This is a genomic window from Sphingopyxis solisilvae, assembly GCF_015475875.1.
GTDB lineage: Bacteria > Pseudomonadota > Alphaproteobacteria > Sphingomonadales > Sphingomonadaceae > Sphingopyxis > Sphingopyxis solisilvae.
In genome coordinates, this window is the sequence record NZ_JADKYM010000003.1 from 92,027 (window position 1) to 107,960 (window position 15,934).

The window sequence follows — 15,934 nt, forward strand, 5'->3', positions numbered from 1 at the left end:
TGGGGGCGCACCGTCAATCCGGTTCAGAGGGGGGCGGCGATGCGCTCGCCGATGCTGTCGATCGTGTGGTTCACGATCGGTTTCGCCCTGCTTGCGGCCCTTTACACTGGGCTGATGTTCCAGTTCTGGGCGATCGGTTTCGTCCTGCTCCTAACCGGGGCGAGCTATGCGGCGCTCGGCGGCTATGCCATCGGATCACTGCGGTCGACTGATAACGTCAATGAGCGGCCGACCTCGGCGTTGTTCAATATCATCGTAGCGGTGATCGCGTTGCTTGGCCTTTGGGCCATGTTCTACGACCGCACTACAAATCGCGGCATTGATTATGTGAACCTCGGGATCGCGGCCGCCCGCGCCGAATTTACCCGCGTCGGCGAGCGCGGAGGACTGCTAAGCATCGCCGGAAACATCTTTTCGGCGGCGGTGTACTTGCCAATGATAAATATGATCTTCGACTGGGAAAAATGGGGACGGGAGCGTTATCTCGTCGCCGCGCTCGTGGTCGTCGGGATGCTGGGACTGACCTATATCACCGGCGGACGGACTGCGCTGCTGATCGGGGTCTCGCTGGTTGCTGCGGCCATATTGGGGCGGGGCGCGATTGGGCTTCCGCGGCTGCCGAGCTTCTTGAGTCGGCTTCGACTGATCATCGGCGGTATAGTAGTTGCAGTCGTTTTCGGCGGCATCTTCGCGCTGCGGGCGACTGCGTTCGGCGCGGCAAGCGCTGGCGATTATCTCAGCCAGCTCTGCATCCACCTTGCACAGCCGGCGATCGAGATCATGGCGCAATGCTATTCGATACCTTATTCAAGTGGCGTAGAAGGAGTCGATGAGCTTGCGAATTTCGGAACCGCCGTTCTCCTGTACGCCTTCCACGTGGCGTGGGTTGGCAATGTAATCATCGTCGACGCCAATCCCGGCGTTTCGACTGCGTTCTCGGGCTTCCAGGAAATGTTTCTGGGCCGCTTCGGCTATCAGCTTACTGCCACTGACTACGACGGATATTTTATCCCAGCTGCGGCAAGCGTGGTCTATGACTTCGGCTATCTTGCGATGATCATTGGATTCGCGCTGCTCGGATTCATGCTGGGCCTGTTTCGGCGGTCGATGCTTGCCGGCAATCTGTACCTTGGGCGTGTGGCCTTTTGCTACGTCGCCGCGGCGTTGCTGATCTGCGTGCTGATCAGCCCAGCCAACCTGCCGGTGCTGTTGCTTTCGATCATGGCGATCACGGCCATCGCCGGCACCACCACCTTCGCGAGGTCGGCGGGCATTGAGCTCGTATTTCTGAATAAGGTCTTAGCACGCGAGACGAAGCGATGACTAACCTCAGGGGCTATCCCCAATACCGACATGTGGGGGTTGCCCAAATCTATCCTTGGCGGCCGCATGCGTTTCAGCGCGACTATCTCTTGACGCTGGCGCGGCAAAGCGGGCTCGAAACCAGCGAACTCATGTGCAAAGGCTCGCTCGAAAAATGCTATGACAAGCAATATCAGACGGTCGGCTTCGGTTCAGTCGACCATTGCGTCAAATGCCGCCTGGGGCGCAGCGCGACGGCGCGTTCGCACCGGCAGTTCGCGATCGACTGGTCGACGAGGGACATTCCGGTCGAAGGTGAGGAACAGGCAATCATCTCGAACCGCGCGGCGCTGGTCCGCGCCGAGGTTGCGAGCGACGTCGGCCCCCGGATCGGGGGGCGCGGCCTGCTGCATGCCTATCGCGCGGGCTATCATTCGACCGTGCGCTGGATCGAGAGCTGCGGTGTCGACCTCGTCCTTCTCTTCAACGGGCGTATCGACATATTGAAGGGCGTAGTCGATGCGGCGGTCGCCTGCGGCGTCGATTTCATGTCCTATGAACGGTCGTGGTTCGGGGACGGACTGATGCTGCTGCCGCGCGAAAACTGCCTCGGCCTTCGCCATATCCACGACATGTGCAGGACAATCGGGGGAAGCGAGCTTGCCGACGAGGACCGGATGCGCGCCGAGCGGATCATCGCCAGCCGTGTCGACCGGACCGGCAGCAACGAATGGCGCGACTTCCAGAAACGGGGCGAGGGGACTTATTCGGATCTGTTCGGTCAGATCGGGAAAGCGCCGAAGGTGCTGGTGCTTCCATCGAGCAACTATGAAATATGGGGGCATAGCGACTGGCGGGTCGAATGGGCCGACAATTTCGAGGCGATCGACTATCTGCAGTCGGCGCTCGCCATCCCTTTCGAGCATTTCCTGATCCGCGGCCATCCGATATGGGCGCAGCGGGTCGGCGTCAGTTTCGGGAGCCGGGCCGACGAGCATTATCGAACCTATTGCGCGCGCCGCGGCATCCGCTACGTCGAACCCACGTCCGCGATCCATACTTCGGCGCTGATCGAGGCGTCGGACCTTGTCGTCCTGAACGCCGGCAGCTCGGTCATGGAGGCGGTGTGGCGAGGCAAGCCGGTGATCTCGCTTGCGGCGAGCACTTATCAGACGGTGGGGGTCTGCCCAACCCTGCTCGGCCCAGGGCAAACTTTCGATCTGCCCGACGACGCGACGCGCCGCCGCCAGATTGTGAAGTTTGTTCATGCGATGGATCGGATCGCGCCGACCTTTGTAAACCATCTCAAGGCTTTGTCCTCGGGAGAGCAGCAGGCTTTCGAGGGAGCCGACTTCGATGATGTCGTGCGCCAACTCCATCATGATACGCTGACGGCGCCGGGCAAGAACACGGCGCCTGTCGGCGCGCCAATCGAACGGCGTCCGTCGATGGTCGAGCGCGCGCGCAAGCTCGTGAAATATGGCGACCGCTAGGGTCGATGCCGATGCGGGCGCTTTTTGGTTCCATCCTGCTGCTCGGTGTCGGATCGTTCATCCATGCGCTGCGCGTCATCATCCTGTCGTTCCTGCTGGGAAACCACGATTTCGGCGCGGTCTCGACGATCCTGTTAATTTCGACCCTGTTCGCCGAATTCGGGACGCTTGGCTTTTCGCAGCTCATCTATAATCAGCGCCTCTTCGCGCCTCGAGCCGTCAGCCGTGCATCGGTGAATGTGAGCTGCTTCCTTCTCACCGGATTGTCGATCATCAGCGCCATGGGAGTGGTGACAGCGCTAGCGATTTCGGTGGTCGGCCCCTTTGGTTTCTGGACGCTGTTCGTCACGCTGATCTGTGCCGCGGCGAATGTGATGATTCTGGCCGCGTGCCGCGCCTCGAACAACAAGTTCACGCATCCCACCGGCTATTTCTTGAAATCGCTGATCGTACTTGTCGATATCGCGGTGCTGGGATCGGGTCATTTCGAGATCGGATCGATCATGTTGTGGGGCGAGATACTCGCGACGCCGGTGCTGTTCCTCTATGCTTGGCGGCAAGGGATCCTGCGGCCGCGGTGGTCGTTCCTCCGCAAGGTTCGCGGCATCGTCACGATTCACTGGCGCGTCGCCTTCTGGGCTGTCATGTCCTCTATGTCGGCGCTCCTTTTCCTCAATCAGGAGCGAATGGCAGGCGCCTTCTTCCTGACGCTCGCGCAGATGGGCGTCATCACGAAGATCATCCTGATCAAGATCATCGGGGGGCAGTCGGCGTTCATCTTCGGAACCTATTTCCACCGCCACGTCGTCGGGTCGGACCATGCGGGGCGGGTGGACACCTTTGCCGTCATTCGCCGTTACGAGCGTTATGCCTATCCGGCGCTCGCGGCGCTCTGCCTTCTGATGACGATCCCGGTCCAGATGGCCTATCGCGCCTTTTACGGGATAGAGCTGAGCTACGCCGTCGCGATCGCCGCGATGGTCCTCGCTATCGTCTTCTTCTTCAATCCGTTCGCTATCCTGTTGCAGGCTTCGGGGCGGTTCGGGACGATCGCGCGCTACAATGCCCTGGTCGTGGCGTTGTTCTTTGCGCTCGCGTTGTTCAGCTTCGACAGTTCCTATCTCGTTATCGCATCGGCGGCGACCTCCGCCCTGTGGTATGTGCTGGTCCGCCGGGCCGCCTATCGCCTGCTCTGATCCGGGTCAGGGGCGGGCCGCGACCCGCGCCCGCAACGTCGCGATGTCGTCGATCGGCATGCCCCGAAACTTTGGATCGAGCTCGTCCAGCGGAATCTCCGCCGCATCGAGGCGGAACGGATCCGCGTCGATCGACCGGAATCCGGCTTTCTCGAACATCTCCAGAAACTGGCTGTGGCGCAGCCGGTTCATATAGAGGAACCGGCTGTTGTGCGGTTCCCAGTCGCGATCGCTGTACCGCAGGAAATTGATCCTCGAAGCACCGTCCTCGCGCGCATAATGGTCGCTATAGTCGATGATGTGGACGGCGACGCCGTCGGGTTTCAGCCGCTCTCGTGAGGTGCCCAGCACTTGGGCCAGCGGAGCCGGCGGAATATGTTCCAGCGTATCGACCGAGTAGAAGCAATCGAAGCGTTCCTCGCCGATGTCGGTGATCCTCATCGGTGCGCGATAATCGATCCCGAAAGCGGCCAGATCGTCGAAACCGGCGATAGAAGGAACGGACACGCCTACCCGCCGGGCGATATATTGCGCAGCATGGTTGACGAGGTCGATGCGCGCCAGCCGGTCGATGTCGAGCGTGGTGACCGAGCCGACGCCCAGCAGGCGCAGCGCCAGCGCCGTTGCGAGGTCCCGGCCGGCGCCGATTTCAAGGAAGCGCGTCTCACCGAGGTCGCCATCGATCGCGGCGGCTGCCAATATGTCGCGCGCGGCGACGATCAACTGGTCGAGAACGGGTTCCGACCGCGGCCACTCGCGGGTCACATGGCGCTGCAATAGGTGATGGATCGTGTCGCCAAACGGAATCGCCGACAAGATGCGGAACGCCGCGCTCTTGGTTTTCCAGTGCATAATCTATCCTTCGCCGAGCGTATTCGTGTTAATCCGCACCGGTGAACAGGGCCCAGCTTGCCGCCGTTCCGCGAGCGACATCGCGCGCCACGCGCTGTCCAAGTAACTGGGTGAGATATTTGGGAGGCAGGCCGTATCCGGGCCGTACCGCCCGCAGGTTCTCGGGCGTCAGAACGTCGCCGGCGCGCATGTCTCTGGCGATGTAGAGCGAGCGGCGGAAGGTGCGCGAGCCCTCTTCGGCGGGTGTCCCGCCAAAGGCGATGCCGCCGATCGCCTGCCAAGCGCGGTCGCATTCGACGCGCAGGGCGTGAAATTCCGCCGGCTCCATCGAGAAGGCGCTGTCGACGCCGCCATCGGCGCGCGCCAGCGTGAAATGCTTTTCGATCAGCGGCGCGCCGAGCGCGACCGACGCGACCGAAACGCCAGTGCCCATGGTGTGATCCGACAGGCCGACCTCGCATTGGAAAGTCTGCCGCATCGTCGGAATGGTGGCGAGGTTCGTGTTCACCGGTTCGGCAGGATAGGTGCTGGTGCATTTGAGTAGGATGATATCCTCGGCGCCCGCCCGCCGCGCGACAAGCACGGCTTCGCCGATCTCGGCCACGGTTGCCATCCCGGTCGACATGATCAGCGGTTTTCCCGTCGCTGCGACGCGCTCGATCAGCGGAATGTCGACGAGTTCGAACGAGGCGATCTTGTAGGCCGGCACGTCAAGCGTTTCGAGGAAGTCGACGGCGCTATGGTCGAAGGGCGAAGAGAAGCACGCGATCCCGAGCGACTTTGCCCGCTCCATGATCGGCGCATGCCAGTCCCACGGCGTATGCGCTTCGTCATAAAGGTCGTAGAGATTGCGCCCGTTCCACAGGCTCTTGGGGTCGTCGATGACGAAATCCGGCGTGTGCAGGTCCAGGGTCATCGTGTCGGCGGTATAGGTTTGCAGCTTGATCGCGTCGGCACCCGACGACGCCGCGGCGTCGACGATTTCCAAGGCGCGATCGAGCGAGTTATTATGATTGCCCGACATTTCGGCGATCAGATAGGGGCGGTGGTCCGCACCAATCTCCCGGTTGCCAATTTTCATCTCGCTGTTCCTGTTATCCAGATATCAAAAGCGGAGGCGCTGCTCGCGGTAGCCGCAGGGCTGACCGCTCCCTATCCCGCTCCGCCCGGCGGGACAAGCATCGCTCAGGGCCGAAAGGGAAGCTGCAGTTCGAAGTGATCGCCTGACTGCACATAGCCGGCATTGTGGAACAGGCGCTGCGAAACGGCGTTTCCGGGCAACGTTTCGGCCAGAATGACGAGATCGCGCCTCACCTCGCGGCTGAGCGCCTGCTGTGCCGCCTCTATCATCGGAAGGCCGAGCCGTCGGCCAGCGACGAACGGGTTGAGATAGAGCGAAATTTCATGGCGCCGATCGGCAAGGCGATCGAATCGGACGACGCCGACCGAAACGCCGTTCTTCTCTGCGATCAGCAGGAGATGGTCGGGCGATGCCGCGATGCGTTCGAACCATGCGCTATGCGCCTCCCATTCGATCATGCGATCATCGCGCGATACCGACCGGACATAGGGATCGTTCCGCCACGCGAGGATCGCCGCCGCATCGTCGCGTGTCGCGCGCCGCGTCGTCACGGGGGCGTCGCCGAGGGTCAACAACACCGCCGCCACACGCTCCGCGCCTCTGGCATCGACGAGTTCCTGACCGCGCCGGGCCTGCGTCAGTCGGCCGGCCCCATCGGCAAGGATCGCAGGCAGCATTTCGCGCAGCGACGCCCAGTCGCCGGCTTCGACCAGCCATTGCAGACCCTCGTCCGCAAGCTGGGTGGCGATTTCGCGCTGGTTGTCCGCTGTGATGACCGCGATAGCGGGGGCAGCGCTGGCCATGCGTTCCCACGTCGTGCCGCCCGCCGCGAGAATGAAGAGGTCGTGATGCCGGAAAAAGAGGGTTAGATCGGGAAGGTCGACGTGGACGGCGACATGGCCATCGGTGCTGGCGGCAGCGTGAATCGAGGCGATGTCGGGATTCATCCCCGACGTGATGATACCGACGTTGCCGCTGAATCCGGCAGCGCGCACCGTTTCGAGGACGGGGATCGTCGCGCGGGCCGGGTCGGTCCCGCCCATGAACAGGCCGATCGATGCCACGCCGTTCGATTGTTCGCGCGGCTCGCCGGTCGCGTAGCGCGGATCGATCAGCGCATAGCCCGGGCCGCCGAGCAATTCGGCCTCACCGATCACATCGCGATATTTGATCTGGTGATCGCGATTCCAGTTGGGGTCGACGACGAGGTCGGCACGGAGCGGACGATCGGCAAGATCGTCGATCGCGAGTATCCGGCAGCCGAGTTCGCGGCGGGCCAGATCGTGCCATTCGGCATCCAGCGCATAATGATCGACGATAATCCAGTCCGGCCGCTCGCCGGCGAGTGCGGCCAGAAGTTCCCGGTAATCATGGGCCTGTCCGTGCGGTAGCCAGCTTGCCGGATCGGCATCTTGTTCGGGGCGGGGCGATGGTAGGCGCAGCGCGCCGTCGGCGAATTCGGCAAGAAGCGGTGAGAGGTCGGCGCCCCATTCGTGGACGGCGAACCGGACATCCGCGCCGAATTTTCGAAGCGCGCGCGCGAGCGTCCGGCACCTGCGAACATGACCGATCCCGATGCGGGGAGACGCGTCGGCGCGGATGGTGATCTGCACGGCGTGCTCCGATCCGTTCAGCGAACCTTGAAGAGGGGTTCGAGCGGCGGGCAGCGCAGCGCTTCGAGGAGCGTGCCGGCGGCATTTAGGTCGCAGAGCTGCGGGAAAAGCGTGCGATAGGTGTCGAGCAGCGCCGCCACATCCGCATCGTCATGCGCGAAATTGAGGTTGTGGGTACCGTAGCTCAGCATGCCGCGCTGGTGCCATTCCTGCATCAGCCAGGTCTTGATCGTGAAACTGGAGGCGCCGGGCTGGTCGGCGATTGTCAGGAACGACCAGCTCGGATGCCCTTTTATATCGAAGACGTGCGCCGTTTGCGTTTCGTCGATGATCGAGCGTACTGCCGATTTCAGCGCTTCGCCGCGTGCGCAGATCTGCGCGATGACGGGTTCGCGCTTCAGCTTTTCGAGCGTCGCCTTCGCCGCCGCGAGCGAGAGGAGTTCGCCGCCGAAGGTGAAGGAGAAGAAGACTTCTTCCATCATCTGCATCACATCTGAGCGCCCGGCGATGGCCGACACCGGATAGCCATTCGCCAGCCCCTTGCCGAAGGTCGCGAGATCGGGGATGACACCAAATAGTTCCTGCGCGCCGCCGTTGGCATAGCGGAAGCCGGTGATCGTTTCGTCGAAAACGAGGATCGCGCCGTGCCGCGTCGCAAGCTCGCGCACCCCTTCGAGGAAGCCGGGCGCGGGATATTCGACGTTCATCGGTTCGAGGATAACGGCGGCGATCTGGCCCGGCCAATCGACGAAGATGCGTTCGAGTGACGCGAGGTCATTGTACAGGAACGGGTGCGAGAGATCGCGCGTCGCCTGCGGCACGCCGCGGTTGCGCGCCGTGGTGCCGATGTACCAGTCCTGCCAGCCGTGATAGCCGCACACGGCGACATGGTCGCGGCCGGTGAAGGCGCGCGCGATGCGGATAGCGCCCGAGGTTGCGTCTGAGCCATTCTTGCCGAAGCGCACCTTTTCGGCGCTGGGCACCATATCGCAGATCAGCTCGGCGACCTCGGCCTCCAGCAGAGCCGGGAGCGACAGGATGACGCCGCGGTCGAGCTGGTCGCGGACCGCGTCGTCGACGTCGGGATCGCCATAGCCGAGCGTCACCGAGCAGAGGCTGCTGATGAAATCGACATATTCATTTCCGTCGACGTCCCAGACGTGACTGCCCTTGCCCCGTTCGAGGTAGAGCGGCGACACGCCTACCGGGAATTGCGTCCGGCTCTTGCTGAACGTCTGGCTTCCCAGCGGGATGACATCCTCCGCCCGGGCAAGCATGGCTTCCGAACGGTCGAAACGGCGCATTGTCGATACTCCTGTGGTAGCCGGGCCCGATGCCCGTCAATTGTCGGCGAAGCGGGCGAGCAGCACGAGATCTTCGAAGCGACCGTCCGAAACGAAATGCGCGCGGCGAATGCCCTCGACCGTGAAGCCGGCGCGCTCGAATGCGATCCGGCTGCCCCTGTTGTCCGCATAGCAGCCCGCGGTGAGCTTGCGCAGGCCAAGGTCGCGGAACCCGATTTGGGCGACCGCCGCGATGGCGTGGGTCGCTATACCGCGGCCCCAAGCGTCGCGCGCGCCGATCATCAGGCCGATCTCGCCAAGTCCGTGATGGCGGTCGATCGGCCCGATCTTGATATTGCCGACATGCCGGCCGAGCGCCTTCGAATGGATCGCAAGGAACAGCGACACGGGGCTAGCGAACATCGATTTGACATAGGCCGCGACGGCGGCCCGGTCATGAACCGCGAAACGGCTTTCAAGATAGCGGTTGACTTCGGGATCGTTGAGCCATCCGACATAGGCGTCGCCGACATCGTCGGGCGTCAGTACCGCGAGCCGGACGATGTCGTTTTCCCAGTGGGTGTCCGGGTCGATCCGCATCAGGTTTCCACGCGGATGTCGATGCCGCTGTTGCGGACATGCGAGCGGGTCTGGATCGGGTTCTGGTCGCGAAACGCGAAAAAGGTGCCCGCCGCTATTGCTTCGGCGCCGCCGTCCAAGATGCCGTCCGAAAAATGGCTGGCGATGCCGCAGCCGCCGGACAGGATGACGGGGATGGGCAGGCTGTGGGCTACTTCGGCGCACAGCGTGCAGTCGAGACCGCGCCCCGTGCCGTCGCGGTCGGCATCGACCAGCACGATCTCGCCCGCGCCGCGCTGCGCCGCTTCGTGCGCCCATTCGACGACACTGCGCTGGGTGCGATGCGAGGCCCGGTCGGTATAGACTCGCGGCGTGCCATCGACGTGGCGGCGGTAGTCGATCGAGACGACGACGCATTGCGCGCCGAACTGGCTCGCGGCGGTGTCGATGATATCCGGATTGTCCGCTGCGATGGAGTTGATCACCACCTTGTCGGCGCCATGATCGAGCAGCCGCCCGAAATCCTCGACGCTGCGCACGCCCCCGCCGACTGCGAGGGGCATGAAAGTTTCGCTAGCGAGCCGTTCGATGAGACCGAGCAGAAGTACGTCGGAGCCGATCGGGGTCCGATCGATGTTGAGAACGATCAGTTCATCGGCCATCTGGGCCTGATAGATCTTCGCTTGCGAGACTGGGTCACCTACGTCGAACGACTGATCGAACTTGCGCGTCGTAACGAGGACCGGCCGAATCATTGATCCGATCTGGCGGTGCTGGATCAGCAGCTTGGGGATGAGGCGTTTCTTCAACATTGCAATTACAACGCAAGGAAGCCTTGGAGGAACCGAATCCCGGCATCCTGGCTCTTCTCTGGATGGAACTGCGCCGCGACGACGTTGCCGCGGCGAACGACCGCGGCGAAATCCTGGCCATGGGTGCAACGGCCGATCGTCTCACCGAACTCGGGATCGAAGAACGCGAAACTGTGGTCGAAATAGAAATCCGCCTTGTCGCCCGCGGCGAAAGTCCCAAACGGCTCGTCGAACATCACGTCGTTCCAGCCGACGTGCGGGACGCGGACCCGCGCGCCATTGGCGATCAGCGGCAGCACTTTGCCGCCCATCCAGTTCAGTCCTTCATGACCGCCAAGCTCAAGCCCGCAGCGAGCCATCAATTGCATTCCGACGCAAATGCCGAGCAGAGGGCGATGTTTGACAAGCGCCCATTGTTCCAGCGCTGGCAGCATCCCGCTTTCGGAAAGCCGTTGCATGCAGAAGGCGAAAGCGCCCACGCCGGGCAGGACGACATGGCTGACGCCATCCAGCTGGGCCGCGTCTGTGACGAGACTCGTCTCGCAACCGATATGCTCGAAAGCGTTTCGGATCGACCGGATGTTGCCTGCGCGATAATCGATGATGCCGACAACCGTCATCAGGGTGCTCAGGCCTCGTCGTCGGCGAAGGTGAACGATTTGCCGATACGCATTTCGTAGCGCGCCAGCATTTCGTCCCGCACCTCCTTGGGCATCGCGCCGACGCGCGACCAGCGTTCAAAGTCGTGGGTCTTCTTGCCCGGGCGGACCGCGTCGGGATCGTGCTGATAGGGCGAGACCATGTGCTCCATCGCGATGCGGTTGAATTCCGCCTCGCTGAGGCCGACGAAATTGAGGAAATTGTCGAGGCTGGGCGGACGGCGGTTTTCGAACTCGTCGATCAGGTGCTGGCCCTCGTTCAGGGTGATATTGCCCTGCCGGACGTCGATCGCCACCAGATGCGACGGGCGAGTGTAGCCGCGCTTGATATATTTGATGTAATCGCGAACGCCCTGCATCTGGCATTCGATCTTCTCATACTGGTATTGCGGAGGGACGTTCTCGACCTCGTCGCCCTGCCAATCCAGTTCTTCCATGATGATCTTCGACTGCTTCGGTACATCCCACGGAATGTACGAGCCGAGGCAGACGGACCGATAACTGAGTGCGCGCAGGTCCTTGAGCGGCGGATAGGAGAAGCATTTGAGGTCGCGCGGATCGACCTTGCCACCGAGGCGTACGAACATGTCGTCCGCGCTGATACCGAGATTAACGTAGCGGTTGAACCGCTTCTCGTCGACTTCCTCTTCCTGTTCGTAGCTGAAATAGGCGGTATATTCGGAGGAGGGCTCACCCCAGAAGATCAGCGGAACCTTCTTCTCCAGCGCAACCCACATAGGGTAAGAAAAGATGCCGGTGTGACAATGCCAGCAAAAGTCGCCTTTTTCGAGGAAGGACTGGAGCATCAGCCGCTGCACGACCTTCCAGTTCGGGGTGAAGGTCATGATGTCGACGCCGAGCTCACGACAGACCTTCTTGGTGTTTTCCTCAAGGCCGGGACGGAAGAAGCCATGGTCGAAGCGGACGACCAGCGGCTTGATCCCATATTCCTTCACCAGATAGTAGAGCGTCCAGGTGCTGTCCTTGCCACCGCTAAAGGGCACGATGCAGTCATAGTCGTATTTGCCGCGATGCTCGGCGATCAGCGCGTCGAGTTCGGCCTTCTTCTGTCCCCAATCGATCCGGTTTTCCTTGAATTCGATCTGGCGGCACACGTTGCACACGCCCTCATCGTCGAAGGCAATGGTTTCGTGGGTTTCGGGGAGGCCACATTTGCTGCAGCGTTGCATCGGAAAGTCTCCGGAATATGGGGTGCGGGGGGAGGGCAGTCGGCGGTTCTCTAAACAGCCGATATCAGCTTTTCAAGGCTTCGTTTCGGTCGTGCCGGTTGGCTTCCAACAAGCTGGCATCCTGTTGCAGTAGCCGCAAAATGTCGAAATAATCGCATTCGTCGCCAAGTGCCCCGGCGATCCGGCGAACGAGCGCCAGATCGTCGGGATAGTCGACGGTCAGCCGGAGATGCGAAGCGGGGACGGCGGCCGTCAGGTTTGCGCGCGAGGCACCGCTTTCCGGAGCCCGCATCCAGAGCGTCACATGTTCGCGTTCGGGCCCGGAAACGGCGAGCCGGTCTGCGCGGTCGAGCAGGTTGCGTGTGAAGCATTCGGTGTCCATCCCGTCGGCAAAGCCGGGCGGGTCGATATTGCTGGCATAGTCGACTCCGGCCGAGCGATGCAGCGCGACCACTTGTGCAATCAGGGCCGGATCGATCAACGGGCAATCGCCGGTCAGCCGGAGAATGGTTCTGGCGTCGAAGGCGTCGGCGCCGACGACATAGCGTGCGAGAACGTCGTTCAGTGGCCCGCGCACTACGGGTACGCCATGGGCCTCCGCTGCGGCCGCGAGCGGATCGTCGGATGGGTCGTCGCTGGTTAGCACCGCGACGAGGTCGATTCCCGGAGCCCGGCGGACGCGTTCGGCCATAAAGCAGATCATCGGCAGGCCGCCGAGATCAGCGAGCACCTTTCCAGGCAAGCGGCTGCTCGACATGCGGGCCTGAATGAGCGCTACGGTATCGGACATTTCAGCTCCGCCACTGCCTAGGATCAAAAACGTGCGGGTCGGCGCCCGCCAGTTCGGGGGCCTTGACAGCCGATGTCGCATTCCACGCCGAGATAATATCGCGCAACTGCGCCGTGCTGTCGACGCCGACGAGACAATAATCGACCGTGTCGAAGCTTTTCGCAATGGCCAAGGCAGCTGCGAGGGACGACAGGCCGGCTTCCGTACACCATCGATCCCAGCGGGCGAGCCAGCCTGCCGCCTCGGGCACGCGCGCGACGGCCCGGTCGCGGTCAACGAGGAGCAGGCCTTGCAGGAACGCCGAGCGCATCGATACCTCGGTGTCCGCGAGTGCTTCGGCGAGGCCATCGATCCGCTGATCGTAGGCGTTGCCGGGCAATTGAGCCATAAGATGGTCCGGCCATAGTGCCGCGCCGGGCAGCGTTTCCGCTGAATAATGCGATGCCCCGACGCGGATTCTGCTTCCTACCAACGTGTCGGCCAAGGCCTCGCGGAGCGCGGCGCCATGGGGCCCGATCGGCAGCGACGCGTCGTGGAAGATGATCCCGCACAGCCGGTCGCCTAGCCGTCGGCGACTGAGGTCGACCGATGCGCGCAGCCACGACACCGCCTCGGTGCTATCGAGTCCATCGGGCATTGCTGGAATCTTCGAGACGATGCTGAAATCCAGCCGGCCGCAGAGCGCGCCGAGCCGTTCTTCGATGTCGCCATAGACCGGCGCAGTGTCTAGGCGACGGATGCCGCCTTCATAAGCCGCCGCCAATATTGTCCGCGCTTCGGATTCCGAAATTGGCTGGTCGCTACCCGCAACGCCATAGCCGAGGCCGAACTGCACCGTACCGAGCGCGAGTTCCATGGATTTCGCTTTCAGGCGCCGATCGCGCGGCTGAGTCGTTCGACGACATAATCTTGTTCGGACGGGTTGAGCGACGGGAACAGCGGAAGCGTGATCGCGCCGGCATAATAGGCCTCGCTGGCCGGGAAATCGCCCGCCGCGAAGCCGAGCATGCGATAGTAAGGCTGGAGATGGATCGGGATATAGTGAACGTTCACCAATATCCCGTCGATGCGCAGCGCGGCGAATACGTCGCTACGCGAAGTTCCTTCGACGACTTCCACGATGTAAAGATGGTGTGCCGATTGTCGGTCGTTGAGGCGAACAGGAAGTTTCAGCGGCAGTCCGGCGAGTTTGTCGTCGTAGCGGCGCGCAGCACAGTCGCGGCGGCGGAACTTTTCTTCGAGACCGGTCAGTTGCGAACTGCCGAGTGCCGCCTGGATGTCAGTCATGCGATAGTTGAAACCGAGATCGACCTGCTCGTAGTACCAGCCGCCTTCGCTGCTGCCTTGCATCTGTGCCGCGTCTCGGGTGACCCCGTGGCTGCGCAGCAGCCGAATACGGTCCGCGAGCGTCGCATCGTCGGTCAGGCACAGACCGCCTTCGCCCGTCGTCACGATCTTCACCGGATGGAAGGAGAAAACACTGATATCGGCGTGACGACCGATCGGATAGCCGCGATAGGTCGCGCCGACGGCGTGCGAGCTGTCCGAAACGATCTTGAAACCGTAGCGGTCGGCGAGCGAACGAATTGCTTCGAGATCGCAGGGCAGACCGGAAAAATCGACGGGTATCACGACTTTTGGCAGCCCTCCGTCGCGTTCGGCCGCGGCAAGCCGCTCGGCGAGTGCCTCGACCGACATGTTACGGGTCACGGGGTCGATGTCGACGAAGCCGACGTCCGCGCCACAATAGAGCGCGCAGTTGGCTGACGCGACGAAGCTGATAGGAGACGTCCACACCATGTCGCCGGGACCGACGTCGAGCGCGAGGCAGGCGAGATGAAGTGCGGCAGTTGCGTTGCACACCGCAACAGCATGCTTGCCCTTGTGCAGCGCTGCAAACTCTGCCTCGAAACCCTCGACCGCTGGACCCTGCGTCAGGAAAGGCGACCGGAGGATGTCAACGACGGCAGCGATGTCGGCGTCGCTGATTTCCTGCCGGCTGTAAGGGATGGGGTTCATTATTGCCGGTCAACGGCAAAGTCGGGATCGACATGCTGCCGGATGAGGTTGCGGATGTCGTCGACCGACAGGAAGTCCTCGTTCGTACCGCTGTCGTACGAAAAGCCGGCCGGAACCAGCTTCGCGCCCGCTCGGTCGCAATAGCGGTCGATGGCGCCCGGGTCACCGGGCGGCAGGATGGCGAAATAGCTGCCGAGATCGACCGTATTGGGGCTGTCGCTCGCGGTGATCATTTCCTCGTGAATCTTTTCTCCCGGGCGAATGCCGATGATTTCCTGCTTCGCGTCCGGGGCGACCGCCGTCGCGACATCCGTGACTCGATAGGACGGAATCTTGGGTACGAAAATTTCCCCACCCTCGGCATGATTCAGAGCCCACATCACCAGCGAAACACCGCCGTCGAGCGAGATGTTGAAACGCGTCATCGACGCGTCGGTGATTGGCAGGCTGTCGTGGTCTCGGCGGCCAAGGAAGAAAGGAATGACCGAACCGCGGCTGCCCATGACATTGCCATAGCGGACCACGCTGAAGCGGATATCGCGGCTACCGCGGATATTGTTGGCGGCGATGAATAGCTTGTCCGAGCAGAGCTTCGTCGCACCATAGAGATTGACGGGTGCTGCCGCCTTGTCGGTCGAAAGCGCAACGACGCGCTTCACGCCTGCGTCGAGGCAGGCTTCAATGATGTTCTGGGCGCCGATGATATTGGTCTTGATACATTCGAACGGATTATACTCGGCTGCCGGAACCTGTTTCAGCGCGGCGGCATGAATGACCGTATCGGTGCCCTCCATTGCCCGGCGGACGCGGTCGACATCGCGGACGTCGCCGATGAAATAGCGGAGGAAAGGATATTTCGATTCGGGAAACTCCTGAGCCATTTCAAACTGTTTCAGTTCATCGCGCGAAAATATGACCATTCGCCGGGGCTTCGCAGTCTGGACAACGTGCCGAACAAAAGCCTTGCCGAACGAGCCGGTGCCGCCCGTGAGAAATATCGAAGCGTCGTCAAGCTGGAACGGGGTCATAAACGTCCTTAAGGTTTGCAGGGGGCCGCCCATATCC

The 15,934-nt window shown here is 62.2% G+C and carries 15 protein-coding genes; 3 read left to right on the forward strand and 12 right to left on the reverse strand.

Annotation, left to right across the window (positions count from 1 at the left end; genetic code table 11):
- The first annotated feature begins 39 nt into the window (after positions 1–39).
- Genes IR187_RS03520 through IR187_RS03530 form a run of 3 tightly spaced genes read left to right on the forward strand, consistent with a single transcriptional unit; the run spans position 40 to position 3,991 of the window.
- Positions 40–1,323, forward strand: a complete 1,284-nt coding sequence (locus IR187_RS03520) for a hypothetical protein (protein ID WP_194953330.1) — start codon at positions 40–42, stop codon at positions 1,321–1,323.
- Positions 1,320–2,795: a hypothetical protein gene (locus IR187_RS03525; RefSeq protein WP_194953331.1), complete on the forward strand. Its 1,476-nt coding sequence runs from the start codon at positions 1,320–1,322 to the stop codon at positions 2,793–2,795. The genes IR187_RS03520 and IR187_RS03525 overlap by 4 nt, the downstream gene beginning before the upstream one ends.
- Before the next feature lie 11 nt (positions 2,796–2,806).
- Positions 2,807–3,991: a hypothetical protein gene (locus IR187_RS03530; RefSeq protein WP_194953332.1), complete on the forward strand. Its 1,185-nt coding sequence runs from the start codon at positions 2,807–2,809 to the stop codon at positions 3,989–3,991.
- A gap of 6 nt (positions 3,992–3,997) precedes the next feature.
- Here the strand turns inward: IR187_RS03530 and IR187_RS03535 are convergent, their stop codons facing one another.
- From IR187_RS03535 to pseB, 12 genes are all read right to left on the reverse strand, one after another.
- Complete coding sequence (locus IR187_RS03535; protein ID WP_194953333.1) at positions 3,998–4,843, reverse strand: class I SAM-dependent methyltransferase; 846 nt, start codon at positions 4,841–4,843, stop codon at positions 3,998–4,000.
- A gap of 28 nt (positions 4,844–4,871) precedes the next feature.
- Positions 4,872–5,924, reverse strand: a complete 1,053-nt coding sequence (gene pseI / locus IR187_RS03540; RefSeq protein ID WP_194953334.1) for a pseudaminic acid synthase — start codon at positions 5,922–5,924, stop codon at positions 4,872–4,874.
- Between the two features lie 104 nt (positions 5,925–6,028).
- Positions 6,029–7,537 carry a UDP-2,4-diacetamido-2,4,6-trideoxy-beta-L-altropyranose hydrolase gene (gene pseG / locus IR187_RS03545; protein WP_194953335.1) on the reverse strand — a complete coding sequence of 503 codons (1,509 nt, stop codon included), beginning with the start codon at positions 7,535–7,537 and terminating at the stop codon, positions 6,029–6,031.
- Positions 7,538–7,554: 17 nt separating this feature from the next.
- Positions 7,555–8,841, reverse strand: coding sequence for an aminotransferase class III-fold pyridoxal phosphate-dependent enzyme (locus tag IR187_RS03550; protein ID WP_194953336.1), 1,287 nt, complete (start codon positions 8,839–8,841; stop codon positions 7,555–7,557).
- A 36-nt stretch (positions 8,842–8,877) separates the two neighbouring features.
- Entirely contained in the window at positions 8,878–9,420 is a 543-nt protein-coding gene (locus tag IR187_RS03555; protein WP_194953337.1) for a GNAT family N-acetyltransferase, read from the reverse strand.
- A complete protein-coding gene (gene hisF / locus IR187_RS03560; RefSeq protein WP_194953338.1) occupies positions 9,420–10,211 on the reverse strand; it encodes an imidazole glycerol phosphate synthase subunit HisF in 792 nt (263 codons plus the stop codon). Before hisF ends, IR187_RS03555 begins: the two co-directional genes overlap by 1 nt.
- Before the next feature lie 5 nt (positions 10,212–10,216).
- Positions 10,217–10,831 carry an imidazole glycerol phosphate synthase subunit HisH gene (gene hisH / locus IR187_RS03565; RefSeq protein WP_194953339.1) on the reverse strand — a complete coding sequence of 205 codons (615 nt, stop codon included), beginning with the start codon at positions 10,829–10,831 and terminating at the stop codon, positions 10,217–10,219.
- Positions 10,832–10,839: 8 nt separating this feature from the next.
- On the reverse strand, positions 10,840–12,060 hold the full coding sequence (locus IR187_RS03570) for an N-acetyl sugar amidotransferase (RefSeq protein WP_194953340.1): 1,221 nt from the start codon (positions 12,058–12,060) through the stop codon (positions 10,840–10,842).
- A 64-nt stretch (positions 12,061–12,124) separates the two neighbouring features.
- Positions 12,125–12,850, reverse strand: a complete 726-nt coding sequence (locus IR187_RS03575) for a cytidylyltransferase domain-containing protein (protein WP_194953341.1) — start codon at positions 12,848–12,850, stop codon at positions 12,125–12,127.
- A gap of 1 nt (position 12,851) precedes the next feature.
- Positions 12,852–13,706, reverse strand: coding sequence for an aldo/keto reductase (locus IR187_RS03580; protein WP_194953342.1), 855 nt, complete (start codon positions 13,704–13,706; stop codon positions 12,852–12,854).
- A gap of 11 nt (positions 13,707–13,717) precedes the next feature.
- Positions 13,718–14,869, reverse strand: a complete 1,152-nt coding sequence (gene pseC, locus IR187_RS03585; RefSeq protein WP_194953343.1) for a UDP-4-amino-4,6-dideoxy-N-acetyl-beta-L-altrosamine transaminase — start codon at positions 14,867–14,869, stop codon at positions 13,718–13,720.
- Positions 14,869–15,930 carry a UDP-N-acetylglucosamine 4,6-dehydratase (inverting) gene (pseB, locus tag IR187_RS03590; protein WP_324187634.1) on the reverse strand — a complete coding sequence of 354 codons (1,062 nt, stop codon included), beginning with the start codon at positions 15,928–15,930 and terminating at the stop codon, positions 14,869–14,871. Before pseB ends, pseC begins: the two co-directional genes overlap by 1 nt.
- Positions 15,931–15,934 lie beyond the last annotated feature (4 nt).

Bases quoted from the DNA above. Each gene is read 5' to 3' on its own strand.
- hisH (WP_194953339.1), bottom strand. From the start codon at position 10,831: ATGACGGTTGTCGGCATCATCGATTATCGCGCAGGCAACATCCGGTCG.
- IR187_RS03520 (WP_194953330.1), top strand. From the start codon at position 40: ATGCGCTCGCCGATGCTGTCGATCGTGTGGTTCACGATCGGTTTCGCC.
- pseI (WP_194953334.1), bottom strand. From the start codon at position 5,924: ATGAAAATTGGCAACCGGGAGATTGGTGCGGACCACCGCCCCTATCTG.
- IR187_RS03555 (WP_194953337.1), bottom strand. From the start codon at position 9,420: ATGCGGATCGACCCGGACACCCACTGGGAAAACGACATCGTCCGGCTC.
- IR187_RS03575 (WP_194953341.1), bottom strand. From the start codon at position 12,850: ATGTCCGATACCGTAGCGCTCATTCAGGCCCGCATGTCGAGCAGCCGC.
- IR187_RS03550 (WP_194953336.1), bottom strand. From the start codon at position 8,841: ATGCGCCGTTTCGACCGTTCGGAAGCCATGCTTGCCCGGGCGGAGGAT.
- pseB (WP_324187634.1), bottom strand. From the start codon at position 15,930: ATGGGCGGCCCCCTGCAAACCTTAAGGACGTTTATGACCCCGTTCCAG.
- hisF (WP_194953338.1), bottom strand. From the start codon at position 10,211: ATGTTGAAGAAACGCCTCATCCCCAAGCTGCTGATCCAGCACCGCCAG.
- IR187_RS03580 (WP_194953342.1), bottom strand. From the start codon at position 13,706: ATGGAACTCGCGCTCGGTACGGTGCAGTTCGGCCTCGGCTATGGCGTT.
- IR187_RS03530 (WP_194953332.1), top strand. From the start codon at position 2,807: ATGCGGGCGCTTTTTGGTTCCATCCTGCTGCTCGGTGTCGGATCGTTC.
- IR187_RS03525 (WP_194953331.1), top strand. From the start codon at position 1,320: ATGACTAACCTCAGGGGCTATCCCCAATACCGACATGTGGGGGTTGCC.
- IR187_RS03535 (WP_194953333.1), bottom strand. From the start codon at position 4,843: ATGCACTGGAAAACCAAGAGCGCGGCGTTCCGCATCTTGTCGGCGATT.
- pseC (WP_194953343.1), bottom strand. From the start codon at position 14,869: ATGAACCCCATCCCTTACAGCCGGCAGGAAATCAGCGACGCCGACATC.
- IR187_RS03570 (WP_194953340.1), bottom strand. From the start codon at position 12,060: ATGCAACGCTGCAGCAAATGTGGCCTCCCCGAAACCCACGAAACCATT.